15 protein-coding genes are annotated in these 17,256 nt (G+C 41.3%); 4 read left to right on the top strand and 11 right to left on the bottom strand.

Translation table 11 applies throughout. The features are described 5' to 3' along the window. Positions 1-13: 13 nt before the first annotated feature. From V7M78_RS20065 to V7M78_RS20050, 4 genes are all read right to left on the bottom strand, one after another. A complete protein-coding gene (locus tag V7M78_RS20065) occupies positions 14-1,279 on the bottom strand; it encodes a PTS sugar transporter subunit IIC (RefSeq protein ID WP_333652383.1) in 1,266 nt (421 codons plus the stop codon). A gap of 31 nt (positions 1,280-1,310) precedes the next feature. Continuing rightward, on the bottom strand, positions 1,311-1,634 hold the full coding sequence (locus V7M78_RS20060) for a PTS sugar transporter subunit IIB (protein WP_333652381.1): 324 nt from the start codon (positions 1,632-1,634) through the stop codon (positions 1,311-1,313). 241 nt (positions 1,635-1,875) lie between these two features. Then, a complete protein-coding gene (locus V7M78_RS20055) occupies positions 1,876-3,783 on the bottom strand; it encodes a BglG family transcription antiterminator (protein WP_333652379.1) in 1,908 nt (635 codons plus the stop codon). A gap of 42 nt (positions 3,784-3,825) precedes the next feature. Then, positions 3,826-4,083: an HPr family phosphocarrier protein gene (locus tag V7M78_RS20050; protein ID WP_333652377.1), complete on the bottom strand. Its 258-nt coding sequence runs from the start codon at positions 4,081-4,083 to the stop codon at positions 3,826-3,828. 524 nt (positions 4,084-4,607) lie between these two features. On the opposite strand from V7M78_RS20050, the gene V7M78_RS20045 reads away from it, so the two are divergent. Together V7M78_RS20045 and V7M78_RS20040 are read left to right on the top strand one after the other, a co-directional pair. After that, on the top strand, positions 4,608-5,072 hold the full coding sequence (locus tag V7M78_RS20045) for a DUF6530 family protein (RefSeq protein ID WP_333652375.1): 465 nt from the start codon (positions 4,608-4,610) through the stop codon (positions 5,070-5,072). Between the two features lie 148 nt (positions 5,073-5,220). Then, the gene (locus V7M78_RS20040; RefSeq protein ID WP_333652373.1) at positions 5,221-7,122 is read left to right on the top strand and encodes an AAA family ATPase; all 1,902 of its coding nucleotides are present in this window, start codon (positions 5,221-5,223) and stop codon (positions 7,120-7,122) included. On the opposite strand, the gene V7M78_RS20035 is transcribed toward V7M78_RS20040, so the two are convergent. Beyond that, positions 7,103-7,468 carry a winged helix-turn-helix transcriptional regulator gene (locus V7M78_RS20035; RefSeq protein ID WP_333652371.1) on the bottom strand — a complete coding sequence of 122 codons (366 nt, stop codon included), beginning with the start codon at positions 7,466-7,468 and terminating at the stop codon, positions 7,103-7,105. The genes V7M78_RS20040 and V7M78_RS20035 overlap by 20 nt on opposite strands. 103 nt (positions 7,469-7,571) lie before the next feature. Here V7M78_RS20035 and V7M78_RS20030 point away from each other — a divergent pair, with 103 nt between their 5' ends. Both V7M78_RS20030 and V7M78_RS20025 read left to right on the top strand, forming a co-directional pair. Beyond that, entirely contained in the window at positions 7,572-8,426 is an 855-nt protein-coding gene (locus tag V7M78_RS20030; protein WP_333652369.1) for an arginase family protein, read from the top strand. Between the two features lie 404 nt (positions 8,427-8,830). Continuing rightward, a complete protein-coding gene (locus tag V7M78_RS20025) occupies positions 8,831-10,342 on the top strand; it encodes a catalase (protein ID WP_333652366.1) in 1,512 nt (503 codons plus the stop codon). A 145-nt stretch (positions 10,343-10,487) separates the two neighbouring features. Here V7M78_RS20025 and V7M78_RS20020 read toward each other — a convergent pair whose 3' ends face one another. From V7M78_RS20020 to V7M78_RS19995, 6 genes are all read right to left on the bottom strand, one after another. Further along, the gene (locus V7M78_RS20020; RefSeq protein WP_333652364.1) at positions 10,488-11,324 is read right to left on the bottom strand and encodes an undecaprenyl-diphosphate phosphatase; all 837 of its coding nucleotides are present in this window, start codon (positions 11,322-11,324) and stop codon (positions 10,488-10,490) included. Positions 11,325-11,523: 199 nt separating this feature from the next. After that, positions 11,524-12,138, bottom strand: coding sequence for a helix-turn-helix domain-containing protein (locus V7M78_RS20015; protein WP_333652362.1), 615 nt, complete (start codon positions 12,136-12,138; stop codon positions 11,524-11,526). A gap of 339 nt (positions 12,139-12,477) precedes the next feature. Then, the gene (locus V7M78_RS20010) at positions 12,478-14,154 is read right to left on the bottom strand and encodes a flavin monoamine oxidase family protein (protein ID WP_333652360.1); all 1,677 of its coding nucleotides are present in this window, start codon (positions 14,152-14,154) and stop codon (positions 12,478-12,480) included. 118 nt (positions 14,155-14,272) lie between these two features. Then, positions 14,273-15,190, bottom strand: coding sequence for a GNAT family N-acetyltransferase (locus V7M78_RS20005; protein ID WP_333652357.1), 918 nt, complete (start codon positions 15,188-15,190; stop codon positions 14,273-14,275). A gap of 58 nt (positions 15,191-15,248) precedes the next feature. Further along, positions 15,249-16,010 carry a 4,5-DOPA dioxygenase extradiol gene (gene ygiD, locus V7M78_RS20000; RefSeq protein ID WP_333652424.1) on the bottom strand — a complete coding sequence of 254 codons (762 nt, stop codon included), beginning with the start codon at positions 16,008-16,010 and terminating at the stop codon, positions 15,249-15,251. A gap of 204 nt (positions 16,011-16,214) precedes the next feature. Then, a partial coding sequence (locus tag V7M78_RS19995) for an AI-2E family transporter (protein ID WP_333652354.1) occupies positions 16,215-17,256 on the bottom strand: 1,042 nt, incomplete at its 5' end.

Below are 17,256 nucleotides of genomic sequence, written 5' to 3'. Positions count from 1 at the left end.
ATATTTTTATAATCTACTCATTTATCGCTTCCTTCATTTCCAGCACTTCTTCCTGAATCTTCTGTTTTTCATATATTTTGAAAAATGGATACCAGATCGCAAGATACAACAGGAATAAGAAGATGTAGACAAATACTGCTCTAAAGTCCTCTGTAATCATAATACTGGATATAGGCGCAGGGATCTGACCGACTTGGATCATTTTTGACGGAATATTTAAGAAACCTCCGCGCATAGAGATCCAGATAACAACCGGCCCAACAATCGAATTGATCCATGTGGGAACCATCAGCAGCGGATTCATAACGACTGGCGCACTGTACATGATTGGTTCATTGATATTGAAAATAGATGGTACCAGCGTCATTCTGCCCAATGTCTTTAAATCCTTTGATTTTGAGAAGCACATCAGAATGTTCAATGTCAGCGTTGCACCCATACCACCCATTGTAATGAGTCCAGCCGTAAATACAGCTTCATTGGTAGCGATGTTTACAGCTGGCAGACCGGCTTCCACAGCCGCAATATTTGCCGCAATACCAGCCATGAAGATCGGTGTTTTTACACCATTCCACAGCCAGTGAGAAATTCCCAATGTATAGAAAAATGTCATTAAGAAGATAAGCAGTACAAATCCCGGCAGGGTCTGTCCAAATCCTTGGATGGGTGAGAATAACTGTAGAATCAATGCAAATAAGTCTATATCCAGTTTGAACACCATGAACACTGATAATCCGATACAAGTAAAAATAGGAACGATATTCTGAACCCATCCAATGACAAAGTCAGGAAGATTTGACTCACTCAACAATTCCCGCTTCCCAACAAAATTAAAGATCACCGAAACTATGTACCCGGCAACGATTCCCACGATGATCCCTGTCGGACCAAAACGGTTAAAACCAACACTGAATATGCCATCTTGATCAATCACTGGTTTAATGTACATGATGAATACGGATACTGCAGTCAGACCGGCATTGATCGTATATTTTGTATGTCCTAATTTTTCCATTGCCTGATTGGCTACCATGAACGCCGTTAATAATCCTAACATTCCAAAAGAGAATTTGATGATCCATGATAAATCTGGTAAGGCTGGTACATATGAACGAACTACATTATATAAGTGGATGATCGATCCTGTTAAAATAAACGGGATGATCTTCTGCATGGCACTGGACAATGTAGCGATCCAAGGCTTTTGCGCAAATCTATTCATCGTTGGAGCGAATGAATTACTCAACCAATCCATAAAACCATTCATAATATTTTTCATAGTTTTCTCTTCTCCATTTCATTCTATCCTTTTACAGCTTGTTGCTCTGATGGAGCTCAATAGCATATTCTACTAATTTTTCTCCATCCAATGCTCCATATACTTTTTGAGGAATAACACCGACTGCCACATTATAAGGCTTTGCCAGTTCTGCAAATTTTTCTTTGAATGTTTCATAGTGAGGTGCCAGTAACAAAACATGGATCTTAGGCATATGTGCAACTGCCTCGGCTTCACTTTTCGCTTCTATCTTTATATCCACTCCCTTCTTCTTTGCTGCCTTTCTTCCCTGCTGTGCTAAAAAACCGCTTGACAGCCCATTTCCACAACATAATAATACTTTTAAGTTCTCCATCCTGGTAGCTCCTTTCTCATTATAGGCGTCTGCGAAACGCCAAAACCCGCATCATTGCGGTGTTTTTTCTTTGCAAAAATAAAACAACTCCTCACTGGTTTATGGTAAGATACCTCTTATTTACAATATCAATTATCATAAAAAAGAAGAGAAAAATCAAATTGCGATTTGCACCCCTCCATGCAATCCGTCACTGATTTTTCTCTTTTCCACCAGCTGCCTTAGTACGAAGGAACCGTTTTCATCCAATGATTGATTTTAACGTGCTTTCAAACTCTTCATAGGATCTGCATTCCCGAAACAGCTCAATATTTGTTTCCTCGGAAAATATGATTACCAATGACTCATACAATTCCTTAAAAACATGATTGTCCAATTTATTAATGGCGATCATTAAAACCACGTATACCAGCTGGTTTTCCCACCGTATGCCTCTGCTGCAGATCATTACGGAAGCGCAGGTCTTATATGCGTTCATTTCAACGGAATGGGGGATGGCAATCTTACCAAATGCAGTGCAGGCGGCCTTTTCCCTCATCAGCACGCTTTCCCTGTAATCCCTGCGAACGTATTCCTTCTTATATAAATTATTTGTCAGCACATCGATTGCTTCCATTTTATCCAATGGACTATCGGATAAAAAAAACAATTCCTTTTCAAAGTAATCATTAAAATGCCTTGTCAGCATTTTGTTTTTCTTGTTGTTCAGGGAATTTTCTATTTTTTTCTGTATTTCCAGCTTATCGCCTGAGGTCATGAACGGGGATATGACGGCGGTCTCCCAGGCCGCAGACATTTTTACCCGCACTGTGGAAATGAGCAGGTCAAAACTCAATTCCTCCAGCTGGTGGGAATCCCGCACCGATGCGACAATGTTGATATCGCTGCTGAAATTGATCAAAAGCTCATTATACAGTCTGGATTCTATGTTCATGTAGCTGGGGCACAGCAGGACCACCCGCACCTTTGGGTTATTATTTTTCTGCCTTTCTATTTCACCGCCTATGTGCAGGGCTATAAATGCCACTTCATCCTGGCTGATATATATCTTATGCTTTTTTTTCAGCTGCAGGGATACGTATAAGGCCATATCAAATAGTATCAAATGCTGGGATTGGATGGATTCCAGCATGGGATTTTTTATATTGGTACTGTTGTTTGCCCTCAGCATAAGGTTTTTTAAGTGCAGCGCAAAGGGAATGATAAAATTTTCCGTGTCCAGATTAACGTCATACGCCTGCTGGATCAGATAGATCAGCTCCTTTGTCTCCTCCATAATCTCATTTCCCACCAGGGCCTGCACCTCCTGCATGCCTCCGGTGACAACAAAATTTGTGCTGGACTTAAATAAAATGTAGATTTCCCGTCTTTCTTCCTCATTAATGACAATAGAAAACTGCTGCTCCAGCCTTCTGCACAGCTCCAAAACGCAGCTGTTTTCTCCGTCCTTATCCTGGACTCCCCTTGCCACAGAAGGAATGGTCTTTCCTTCCTGTATCCGTTCAATGATGATGACCAGGTGAAGCAGCATATTTCTGAGAGCCAGATCATTGATGTAATAATCGTTTTTTGAAAATATGTGCTTTACAATGGGAAGCATGGAATCAATATCAATGTTCTTAAAATTGCTCTTTAAAATCTGTAAATCCACGTAATGGTTATCCACTTCTTCATATAAGATGTAGCTGAACAGCTTTCTGATGTTTTTTTCCGGCCCCTGCAGCTTGATCTGGTCCCTCTCTATTGCAAACTGGATATTAAAGCTTTTGAATCTCACATTCATTTTTTTAATATCAGCCTTCAGCGTGGAATCACTGACGTATAATTCATCCGCCATGACATAAAGGTCCAGGCTGTTGGTGTGCTGCAGGAAAAAAGCTTTGATCAGATAGGTGGACCTTTCTTCGTAGGTCTGAGGGATGACGATATTCTCCTGGGCCAACAGTTTTTTGGCAACCGGAACATTTAAGGTGTATCCGTTTTTATTGGATAGGATGGCTTTCCCTTTTCCGATTTCATTGATCTGGGAAATATATGTTTTTACGGAACGGATGGAGATGTTTAAAACATCAGCCAGCTGCTGGGATGTAAGTACCCTGGCCTTGTTTTCCATCATATAGTTAATCAGTTCTATCTGCTTGCTCTGCATATAATCACCCCGTTTAAGAACATTATAACCTATTTTTCCTTACTATAGGTTCTGCCGGCAAAATGCCTCCAGCTTATGGGCTGCCGCTTCCTCATCTTCCCCCTCAATGACGAATCTCACCGTTTCCGAACACTTTACTCCTAATGCCATAATGGACAATAACTTTTTTGCATCTGCCTTATCCCCATTTCTGCAAAGCATGATGCTGCTTTTACAGCCGGAGGCTTCCTTGGCCAGCAGGCTTGCAGGCCTTGCATGAATGCCTACGGCATCTTTTATGACATATTCAAATTCCCTCATATAATTTTTCCTTCTTTCTTATAAATAGTAAAGTCTTTTTTGTAAATTTCAAAATTCTTTTCCGTTATCAGACCTGTAATTATTATAATGGTACTTAAAATTCATTACAAATATATATTTGCACTCACCACGTGCAAATTTTATAAATATTGCACCCTTCCTTTAAGTATATCAGTAAAATCATTTCTTAGCAGCCAATGGCGAGGAGATTTTCGGGAAATAGGTAAATCCTCTAAAGGAGGTATTTATTCCTAAAGGGGGATTATTTTCATTTGACGGGTGGCAAACTCGGGTTATAACACGGCAGCTTACATTTTTCCATGTCTGGTTTAGAAAAATTAAAAATAAAAGCCGTGAAAGAGATTCATAGATAGATCGGATAACAGGAATGTCTACGAAGCGTAGATTGTTTATCGGGCATATAACCGTTAGAATATAATCGATGTAAACAAGGGGATACAAAAAATCAAAAAATTGCTGAAACAGTATTTAGATTTAAATAATGATGCAAGGAGAATACGAAAATGAACAAAAACATTGTAATGACTGCGGACGGATACGACCGCATAGATGGCAGAAATGCTTATCAATCAGAAATAAAAAGGCTGACTTTGGGGGCTCCTGTATTAGAAGAAAATAAGAAGATGCAGATTGCGGCCCAAATCTGGAAGGAAAACAGTGATGGTCAGTTGAAAATGGATACAGAGCTGCCAATCCATCAGATACTTGACTTGATGATTTTTTTAAGCCGCACACTTTTATACTTTAAAGAAGCTTACCGGCTTCCTCTGCTATATGACCCTGAAAAACCTACTGTGGAACGTGTGGGCATACAAGGCGGCGTAATGCCCATTGCCGTTTGCACGGAAAATCTAAATATTAATGAAGACATTCAGGCATTTTCACAGGCGCTTAATGATTTGGGAGAAATAAATGGAGAGCGCCTGCGTGTGCTCACACAGATTTTAGAAGAAATGGAGTATTATTAAAATGGAGAATCAAATGCTTCTGTCTCCCCTCAGACAACTGACGGAGGACGAAAAAAAACTTGTTTGGAAAAAGCCGCAATCATATATTGAAAGTGAGGCGGAACGCCGAATCTGTGCTGAAATAAAACGAAATTGGCACAGGGAAGAAATGAAAATCACAAATATTCTGTTGGAGGGAGATGCAGGTTCGGGAAAGACCCAGCTTGCAAAGGCACTCTCCGCTGACTTCGGGCTGCCCTATACAAAAGTAACCTGCTTTGCAGATATGGATAAGTCCGATATCCTTGGTTCCATCCTGCCGGTTTTGCCGGAGGATGGCCATAGCGCAGGAGAAGTAAGCTATCAATTCTATCCCTCTGAAATTGTCCGTGCTTATGAAAACGGATGGCTGCTGGAAATACAGGAGCCTACTGTAATACGGGATGCAGCAGTACTGATGGCGCTGAACTCTGCGTTGGAGCCGGATGGCAGTATCAACCTTCCTACCCGCATCGTCCACCGGCATCCGGATTTCATTGCTGTGATTACAACCAACAGAGGATATAATGGGTGCCGCCCATTGAATGAGGCCCTGCGGGACAGGATTCAGCATACGGAAAAAATGGATTTACCGCCAAAAGCAGTTATGATGGAGAGAGCCGCCGCTAAAACAGGATATTCCAATGAAACAATATTATCTCTTTTAGCCGATACAATTATCACGCTGGACGAAACAGCCAAAGCCAATGCCATCAAAGGCGTAGCGGGTATGCGTTCCTACCTGTTTTGGATTGATGCTGTTGCAGGCGGAGCTGCGCTTCGTGCATCCATGTACCACAAAGTGATTTATAAAATTACAACTGATCCGGGAGAGATTTCTATTTTGGAACAGGCTTTATCTGTAAAAGGACTATTGGAACAGTTGGAGCAAATGGAACAGGTGCAGACACTTAGCCAGGATATTCAAAATTCTGAGGTAATGGAATTGCTTTTATCCGAAGACGGACAACATTTCGAAAGTAAAGAGGAAACGCCTGCCGATCCCAATGCAATGCGTCTGCGCAAATCCAGGGACAGCGAGGGGCATTCCGATCAAACTTCCCGTAACACAGCGGAGAAAACACAAAGCAGTGATAACGGCGAAGACGGTGCTGCCATTTATCACGAAATGGAGCCGGAGCGCCCTACAAAACAGCAAAAAACGGACTTCCGAAAAAGACTTAATCAGCAAGCCCGCGAAAGTGTAAAAGGAAGTATTCACCAGCATGTAAAACTGATTGTCCACCGGCCTGAAGCTGCTGAGGAAAACGAGATTGAATACAGGAAGCAGGTCTCTGGTCTGATGCCTGTGATCAGGGAACTGATTCAAAAAACAATGCCTCTTTTGGAGCACGAAACAGCAAGCGAATTTGCCGCAGTACAATTATACGGCACAAACTTTTGTGCAAATCGTATTGCCGCACAGGACTTCCGGTACTTTGCAAGAAAACGCCCTCCTGAGGAAGATCCTTCCCTTGCCGTGGCACTGCGCATAGACGAATCGGCATCCATGTCGGCCTTTGGCCGGTTGGATGCCGCAAAGCAGGCAGCCATTGCCTTATATGAATTTTGCCATGGCTGCAATATTCCTGTTATGATTTACGGCGATACTGCCGACCGTTCCCCTATGGAACAAATGTCACTTTACTCCTATGTAGATTTCGACAGCAAAGACCCTGATGAAAAATATTCTTTAATCAACATTCAGGGCAGAAGCAACAACCGCGACGGCATGGCCGTCAGAATTATTGCAGACCGTTTATTGGCGGCTCCCCAGAAAACAAAGTTGTTCATCAGCATCAGTGACGGACAGCCTAAAGCAATGCCGGATTATACGGGTGATTTGGCCGTTGCAGATATGAAAAAGACTTTGCAGGAATACAGGCGCAAAGGTGTTCTCTTTCTTGCCGCTGCTATTGGGCAGGATAAAGAAATCATCAGTGATATTTATGGAAATGAGAATACACTGGATATTACCGACCTGAAACAGCTTCCTGCACGGCTGGTTCAAATTATTGCAAGGTATCTGTAGTATGTATTGCAGCAATATATTGCTCTCCCCACTCACACATGGCCTCCATAATCGGATATAACGAACGTCCTTTTTCCGAAAGACTATATTCTACCTTGGGAGGAATTTGAGGATACTCTGTCCGGATGATCAGACCATCCTCTTCCATCTCCTTAAGCTGTGTGCTCAAAGTCCGGGGGGTGATTGTTCCAATCAAACGCTGCAGCTCATTATACCTCACTGCCTCATATTCTACCAGCCAGTATAGAATCACCAATCTCCACTTTCCGCCAATCATGGTAAGCGTATAGCCAAACGGCGTATCTGTCAGTAATTTGATTTTTCCTTCATATTGCTTCATGCTCATTAGTGATATCCTCCAGGATAGTATATGTTTAAAAAGACAGTACTTGTTTTAAGTAATACGTTTATTGTACAATAAATACACTATCAGGTAAAGGAGATTTTCTATGTCAGATACATTACGTTTAATAATGCCTCAATGGCAGGGTGGAAACAATCCCCCTTACAGCTTCGGAGCTAAGCTGCTTGCATGGCTTGCGCCGGAAGCTGGAAATATCCCACAAGTAGAAGTTCCTGTCATACCATATGACGGCTCAGAACTACCAACGGAAAATGGTGTATTTGCCCAAACATTCCTATTGCAGCAGCAGCGTTCAGCCCGAAAGATCATAGAAGCCCATCAGCCGGAACGAATCATTGTGTTTGGCGGAGATTGTCTGGTTTCACAGGCGCCATTTGCTTATCTGAATGAAAAATACCATGGTAAGCTGGGCGTATTATGGCTGGATTCACATCCTGATGTGTCCACACCTGAAATGTATATAAATGAACATGCCATGGTTTTGGGTAACTTGTTAGGCGAGGGAGATCCTGTTTTTTCCAAAGAAGTGAAAATGCCGCTCAATCCTGAATTGATCATGTACGGAGGTTTACGGGAGACATCACCGGAAGAAACAGAGATTGTCAGCCGGTTGAAGCTGAGAAAAGCCGGGCCCGAGGACCTGGCTGATGACAGCGGACCTGTTTTGCAATGGATTCAGGAGAAAGAAATTGAACACCTGGCAATCCATTTTGATATGGATGTGCTTGACCCGACACTCTTCCGTTCCCTGCTTTTCTCCAACCCCGACGGCACCCAGATTGATGCTCCCAGCGGTAAAATGACCCTATCACAAATATTAAAACTGATTGGCGATGTTTCCCAGCAGACCGAGGTTGTAGGATTATCTATTGCCGAGTACTTGCCTTGGGATGCTCTGAACCTTCATAATTTTATTGCCTCTTTGCCTATATTCAAGTAAAGCTCAACAGGATTGATGTGAAAATAAAAAATCAAAAAACCAGATGGATTCGATGCATACAAATAATGTGGCAGGCGAAAAAATCTGGTTTTTTGATTCTTTTGGGATAAATACTTTTTTGCAGCAAATAAAGTCACATATCATTTACATAGTCATTTTTTCTCCCTCTCTGCATCAAGACGCAAAGAGAAAAGGCCTGTAAATCCCAATTTAGGGCGTTTACACAAACCTCAGGATAGCGAGGACATCCCGATCAAGCCTTGCTTTCATGCGGTAAACATTAACCATCTGACATACCGGTTTATAGGAAATCAACTCATGCAGATGCAATGGTATTATTTATAAAAATAAAGAATACAGTGTATTATGCTATTTTGAATTTTAAAAGCTTTGGAGGCCAATATATGTATAATAATAACGGATGGTTTCAATCAAATGAAGGAAATCCACACTGTGCGCCAGGAAGACAAAACCAAAACGAGCAGATGAATCGTAATAAATCTCAATCCTCTTTCTCAGGTGCCTGTAAGAACAATAATCCAATGGCTGCCCCAGCACCCCGTTCAAACGTAATGGCTGCCAAAGCAGAGAACTCAGATGTTTCCCATTCCCAGACGGTAGGTGTGCGGGGCCCTGTGCTCGTGCAAGACACTGTTCTGCATGAAACCCTGGAAACCTTTGTATCCTCCACGAAACCGCCAAGACGTATCCATGCAAAAGGATACGGCGCTTTTGGGTATTTTTACACCACTCACTCAATGAGGGAATATACCAAAGCCGGATTCCTGCAAGCACCTAATCAACAGGTTCCGGTAGCAGTGCGTTTCTCTCTCGCTTCAAGCAATCAAGGAACACCGGACACTTCCAGAAATGTGCGGGGATTCAGCACCAGATTTTATACCGATGAGGGATTCTTTGACCTGCTCTGCAATCATCTCCCTGTCTTTTTTGTACGTGACGCAATTCGTATACCAGAGGTAATCGGCCACATGTCACCTTCACCCGTGAATAACCTTACTGACCCGGAACGGCTTTGGAGTCTGTTCGCTGAGTATCCAGAAGCAACGAATATGCTGATATGGCTTTTTTCAGATTATGGAACGGTCAAAAGCCTTCGCCATATTCCAGGATACAGCGTAAGTACCTATGTCTGGAAAAATGCACAGGGCGTTCGCCGCTATGTGAAATACCACTGGCTCCCGGTAGCAGGAGCGCAGTATATTGACCAACAGGAAGCTCAGTGGTTGGCATGCCAAGACCCTGACATTGCCGGACGTGACCTGTATGACACCATAGCAAGAGGAGAGACTGTCGAATACGAACTGCGGGTACAGTTGATGAACCCTGAAGATGAAAGAATACTTCCATTTGATCCTTTAGATGATACCAAGTTATGGGATGAAGATCAGTATCCCCTTTTACCGGTCGGGCGTATGGTTTTAAACTGCAATCCGGATAATTTTAATGAGCAGGTAGATAAATTAGCTTTTAACCCGGCGAATTTAGTTCCTGGTCTGGAATTTTCAGATGATAAGGTACTGCAGGGACGTACCTTTATTTACTCGGATGCACAGCGTCACAGATTGGGTCCTGATTTCCGTAATATCCCCGTCAACAAACAGCCGAACTGGACTCCTGCATCTATGGTATCCAGCGGAAACGGCAGATATGTCGCCGGTGAAATTATGCGTTCTGAAATCCCCAATCCAGATGATTACTCACAAGCAACTCAGAGATATGAATCTTTTTCTGCAACAGAGAAAAGGAACCTTGTGAATAATATTGCATCAGGACTTGTAGAAGCCCAGCCTAATACGCAGTGTATCGTATTATGGCATTTAGAACAAGTTTCTCCTGCACTTGCAGAGATGGTCAGAAATCAAATGTGTTCATATGAAAGTACAATGGGAAGATAGACGGCTGGGGATAGGAATGATGTATACCTGCCTGATTTAATAAAGCTAAAAACTGCTAAGACTAAACCGAGTACTGAGGGGTTTAGTCTTAGCAGTTTTTTTATCTTTATTGCACTAATAATCATACCATTCTGCCAATTTAAATCTACCGGCCAAGCGTAAAATACAAGCAAACAATAACTCCTAAAATAATTCTATAATATCCAAACACTTTGAAATCATGCTTTTTAATGTATCCCATGAGGAACTGTATCACCAGAATAGACACTGCAAAAGCTGTCGTCATACCCAGTACCAAAACAAACAGTTCTGCGCTTGTAAAAGCAAAACCAAATTTCAATACTTTAATTGCACTTAAGCCAAACATAACAGGGACCGCAAGAAAAAATGTAAATTCCGCTGCCGCAACTCTTGACACACCTATAAGCAATGCACCTATAATGGTAGCTCCTGAACGTGAAGTTCCGGGGATAATGGAAAGCACTTGAAATAGTCCAATCAGAAAAGCAGTGTAATAAGTAATGTCTTCTACTTTTGAAGTAGTTGGCAGCCGCCTTTTATTCCATATTTCGATGACAATAAAAGCGATTCCATAGAAAATAAGGGCCGCTGCAATTACCATTGGGGTTTGCAAATGAGCTTCAATATAATCGTCAAATAAAATTGTTATGACAGCTCCCGGAATACAGGCAACCACTACCTTAAACCAAAGCGAAAAAGTGTCCTTTTTAATAATAGGCTGGGTTTTATCGCTAAATTGAAATGGGAGCATTTTATTCCAGAACAAGAGGACAACTGCAAGAATTGCTCCCAGCTGAATGACAACAAAAAACATTTCTTTAAATGCTCCGCTCATATCAAGTGTAATAAATTCGTCAACGAGAAGCATATGTCCTGTGCTGCTAATTGGCAGCCATTCTGTAACACCCTCTACAATCCCAAGAAAAATCACTTTCAGAAATTCCACAAAATCTAATACCATTATTTCAAATCCTCCTTTTTAGTTTCAATCATATACTCCATACATATCAGTCCTTTCTAATTAGTTTGCCGGTTGCTCTAACCAGCAGGTTTATTATCGGCCCGGACATAAAAAGAAACAAGAAACTTATCTTCACAGCAGAAAAAATCTCCGACACGTTCCGTGTCAGAGCCTTATTTTCAAGGGTTTATGGTAGCTTTTATCTGGTTCTATTTTGCTTCATCAATAAAAATATCTTTATTACAAAAAGCAAAAACAGAAGCACTGTTACATAGGGTTCCCTGGCTGCGGCAAAAGAGCAGACCGCTGCAACACTCAAGGCAATGGAGTATTTCGCCGCCAGGTTGTTCCATGACTCTTTATCCAAATGAGTGAATGTAAGTCTGGCAATACCAAGCCCAATTATAGTGATGAAAATACACCAATAGATGATGAGATTTATGGTTTCTATTTGAGTGAATGACAGTAAATTGACAGAGTAAATATAATCCCCTTTTATTTCTCCATATAAGGGCAGAAACACAAACGCAATCGTCATCACGTCCAGCAGCCCACTGATAAAATTGTAGATCTTATTAAGGTTGGAGCGATTCTCTATTTCTGCAAGGTTTATTAGTTCCCCTCCTGACAGCAATTCATCAATGGATACCGAGAAAAATTTAGAAATACACTTTAGGGACTCAATATTGGGATAGCCCTTGCCGCTTTCCCATTTCGATATAGCCGTTCTTGATACATATAATTGCTCCGCAAGCTGCTCCTGTGTGAGATTGTTTTGTTTTCTAAGCTGTTGTAATTTTTCGTTGAAATCCACGGAAGCCTCCTGTTCTGCTTACCAGCTTTAATCGCTGTTTCCATGTTATGTCCTTAGTGGAAGAGATATAAATAACGAAAGTATCAGCAGGTCTTTAATTATGCGTTATCGTTAATTATACTGATTATAACACGACAAATCTTATTTATGGATATATATTAATAAAGATAAAAGCTGCCAGCAATAAAACCCTCAGCGTACTGATGAGGGCTTTATTATTCATATTTTTTAGTTAAAAATACCTTCTCTGGTTTTATTATTATTGATCATTACCGATCAAATAATCTATAGTTGGTTTAAAATTTTGATATTCCATTTCTATATTATCCTATACTAATATTATCTCAGATTCATCGCCAGTGTATTAGCCGCCAGCATACCGCTGTATAAGGACCCCTGCATCCAGCCATGCTTTACAGAAGTATGTTCTCCAGCAAAAAATACACGGTTATTATATTCCGGTTCAAGAATAGCATTGGCAAAATTTATCTTTTGACCGGGAAGATTTACAGCAAATGCTCCTCGAAACCACTGCTGCTGGTTCCAATCTACAACTTTATAATATTCCACAATAGAATCTAAGAAATTCTCCGGCAGTCCATGTACCTCTTCCACATTTCTCTCAATCAGCGAAAACCGCCTGCTTTCGTTTTGATTCGCGACCCGTATAGAATCCTGATTTACATTATAAGATGCAATTAATACACCCGGTTCTAATGGTGAGCAGGATAAGGGCTCCGTACATTGGATATGGTCAGGGGGATATATAATGGACTGAATCGGCAAATCAGTAAAAGAGATACCTCCGTTCATGTTTCCATAGGCGGTATTTTCTTCCCAAAAACGCCGGTTACAGAAAAAGGCAGCCTTAAGGGAATCGGAGTAAAATAATTCCCGGATAGCCTGCATTTTTTGATTACTGAAAAATGGTTTTATATCTACTTCCCGTAATGTGGAGAATGGGATGGTGCAGATAACGTAATCAAATTCTTCATATGCATTTGTCATGTAAGTGCTATTATACCTTAGAATAACTTTACTTTCAGAGGAATTCTGATAAATGCCGGTTATATTATGACCAAATTTGATATCAACATTTCCAAGCAAATCCGGTGCAATATCATACTCGCTGGGATTGGGGGACATAAGCGAATTATAAAAAGCAAAAGGAAGATTAATCATACCTCCGGCTATTCGGTAAGTATTCAGATAATCCATGGAATATAATTCCTGCAGGGATTCACCGTAACTAGTGTTAAGCAGTCCTCCGGTCAGAGGGTCCACACTGGCTATTAAATTTATAGCATCCTGGCTTAAACCGCGCATCTCCAGTATCTGCCTGATGCTGGAGTTTATATAGAAGGAATACTCTGGCGAATACGCCGGCAGAATTTGCAGCAGTTCTCTCCGGATATCTGGAGACAGGCTTAGTAAGACAGAATCAAAGGCATAATCACTTAACGCTGGCCATGGCAAAGATTCTTCATAGTCAGCAAGATTAAATAAGGGATATAAATATTTCGTTATATTACTTCCGTCCCGCTCTCTCCGTATTCTGGTATTATGAACGTATATAAAGTTGTTAGGAAAAGGTGAAGTAAGCGGAATGGTATTCAGATGTAACAAATTTATATAATGCCAGGTTGTACCATGGGATAAAGGAATTCTCATAGCACCAAATTCTCCATAATACCGCCTGTCCTGATCAAAATAATATGTATACACCCTTCCACCTATGCGGTCTTCCATGGCATCATACAGCGTAACTTCTGCTCCAATTTTTCTTAATTCAAAGGCGGCGGATAAACCTGCCAGACCTGCACCTATTATGCCTACTTTAAGATTTTTATGTGCTCCGGGAGCAGCATAGGAGGTAATATCAGGCGGGGGATTTAATAGTTCAACTACATTTTCAAAATCTTCTGGCCGGCCGGCGTTTGTAAAAGCATTTCTTAATATTTCATATCTTGTCGAATCGCTTGGGTTTGTCAGATAATTAACGGTTTGATCAGACATATAAGGATGCCTTTCATCAACTCTCTTGTTGTAAATGTATTATCTGAATTTTGAAAATATACTTAAGGAAAATCAATTCGGCGGTAATTAAGCTATTTAGAGTCAAAAATAATTGTAATCATTCCAACTCAAAATAGTCCATTATGGACGTTTCACGGAATCCGCAGGACTTATATAAGTTGAGTGCCGTCGCATTCTCAGCGGCAACTTGAAGCATGATCTCAGTCGCATTGGCGGCCTTCAATTTTTCTACGGCCCCCAGTAAAATTGCCCGCCCAAAGCCCTTTCCGCGGTGCTCCTGCAATACGCCCAGCCCGTAGATTCCTCCAAGCCCATTCGTCAACTGCAGATGGACTTTTCCAACGATCTGGTCATCCTTTTTTGCAAGATAAATGGTCATGCCACGTTTTTCCTCATCTTCGGGGAGTGGAATATTCTCATTCTCTTCATCAAAACTACTACCAAAATAAATCACATTTTGACGGGCTATTTCAAAGGCATCTGCATTAGTGGCCTTGCTAAAGCTGATGTCACACATCCGCCTCTTGTTTACCTCAGCGGTGTCATCTTGCAGATACATCTCAAATTCTGAGACACTGTATGAAGCGCCGGATTTTTCTAAAAACGTCTGACCCGAAGCAGAGTTTCTGTCACACAATAGGAGCATACTGTCTGTATTTCTCCTTCTGCCCTCTGCAAGCGCTAATTCAAACAGTTTTGAAAAAATCCCCTGCCGCCGATAATCCGGATGTACCATCCCGGTAATCTCCAGAGGTGCCGATGTGCCTCCGAAAGCGGATATCCCGAGATACCCTGCCAGCTGAGCTCCGGAAAAGTACATGAATTCATTGATGTTATGAATGTGGGCCTTGTCAGCCCCATTTGCAGCATCACTAAGCTTATAGTCCAGCTCCAGCTTTAAGATGATTTGGTCTTCCTTGGAACAGTGCAATTGAAGCAAATGAATCAAATCATACTCTTCCTGGCAAAGGCATCCGCTCAATTTGATCCATGGGTCATTTATTGTTTTATTCATAGGAACTCCTTGTTTTAATCATACTGATACTTTTCTTCGGCATATCATAATGATACAACTACGTAAATAAATAACTTGTCATAGATAAGGAGCCCATCATGCAACTGTTATTATATGTAGCTACTTGATCCTCTTCATCGGAGGCACCAAGGATGTATAAAATTGGGTTAAAATGATCCGGCATAGGCACGGCTAATTTTGCTGCCTCTCCCAAGCTCAGATAATTAATGACATTTTCATGGTTTCTATTTTCAATATTTTCTTTCACAAAATCATCAAACTGATACGCCCAATCAAAACCTCTATCCTTCATTCCCCAATCAATCATTCGCAGGTTGTGCACAATATTTCCGGTGCCAAACAAAAGAACACCTTGCTGCCTTAAAGATTTTAAATCCTTACCGATCTGATAATGAACCTCCGGCGGTGCGGAGGCATCTATACTGATCTGAAAGACAGGGATATCCCTTTCGGGATACATATGGACCAGAACAGACCAGGTGCCGTGGTCAATGCCCCAGGAATTATCGAATACACTTTGTTTACTGATTAAATTTTTTGCATTCTCCGCAAGTTTGGGATTGCCGGGGGCATGATATAGAACTTCATATAGCTCATTGGGAAATCCGTACATATCGTAAATAGTTTTTGGATTTTCCTCATTCATAATCTTTGTACCTTTTGTATACCAATGCGCTGAGATTGATACGATTGATGTAGGTTTAGGTACTTTTTTCACCATTTCCTTCCAGCTTCTCGTATAGGGGTTATCTTCTATTGCGTTCATAGGCGAACCGTGGCCTACAAACATCATCGGCATTTTAGACATATTATCAACTCCTTATCTATTGGGATTTTTATACACTTAATTATACGTTGGACTTTGGTATCGATGCAATAATCTCCGCATGTATAGAGGCTGCAATTGAGATTCTGGGAGGGTATAGTTTAGTTCTAACAGAGAAGCTTTATCTGACAAATATATATGGAAGCATACCACATAGATATCCGTTTGCTGCAAGGGCTATTGGCTCTGCTCTTGTTTTCCTTCAGTACTTTCAGCTTGGCTTGATTGCTTTTCTTTTTGCTCTTCAAAGTGAGTAATAATATCCTCCAGGATGCTAAGCAGCGTGGCCATTATTGGAATCGCAGCGAGCATACCAAGTACACCGGCAGCCGCACCACCAATGCTTACACTGATGATGACAAGCAGCGGACTGATGGAAAAGGAGTTGCTCATAAGCTTAGGCTGTATGATATTTCCGTCAATCTGCTGGGTAATGAGCAGAATCAATAAGGCCAGAAGGCTAACCGGAACGCTTTGAGAAATCATCACAACAAAAAATGCCACCACTGTCCCGAAAATAGAACCAAAGTAAGGAATGTAGTTTACAAGTCCCAGCATGATGCCCAAAATCAATGCGTATTGGGAGCCTAATAGAGCAAGCTCAATCCCCACAAGAGTTCCGAGAATACAGCCGTCGATTGTTTGTGCGTAAATATATTGCTTACAGCTTAAATTCAGTTTGCTGGTATAGCAAATAGTCCTTTCATATACGGAATTAGGAGTAAATGCCTTTAAAACACGGTGCAGAAATGCTTTGAATCTGTCCTTTTCCATCAGCGTATATATGGATGATATCAGGATAAGAACTATTTTGAATATACCGGCAGACACACCTACAATGGCATTAAAGGAGGTAAGGAGCTTATTAAGACTGAAATTGTGCATGTCAGGCAGCAGGCTTTTCATACTTAGTTCAAGATTGACGGGCGAAATATCGTTAAGCCTGTCCAACAATTCCTCCGCTGTTTGATAATACCTGTCAAAGTTTTTAATAAATAAAAGGATACTCTCATACGCCGCAGGAATAATCATGCGAAGCACAACGTAAACCAAAAAGAACAACAGGATATATACGATACCGATGGAAATCCCTTTCTTATTTTTTTGCAAGAAGTTGATTTTGGTACGGGTCAGCAGACTCTGTATTCCGTTGCAGGGAATGTTTAGTATATAGGCCAATAGAAATCCATAGAAAAAAGGAGAGAATATCTTCGCGAAT

Origin of the sequence: Lacrimispora sp., from assembly GCF_036758025.1 — a bacterium.
Lineage (GTDB): Bacteria > Bacillota > Clostridia > Lachnospirales > Lachnospiraceae > Lacrimispora.
Note: the sequence above shows the minus strand (reverse complement) of the source record. Positions and strands in the feature narration are given on the sequence as shown.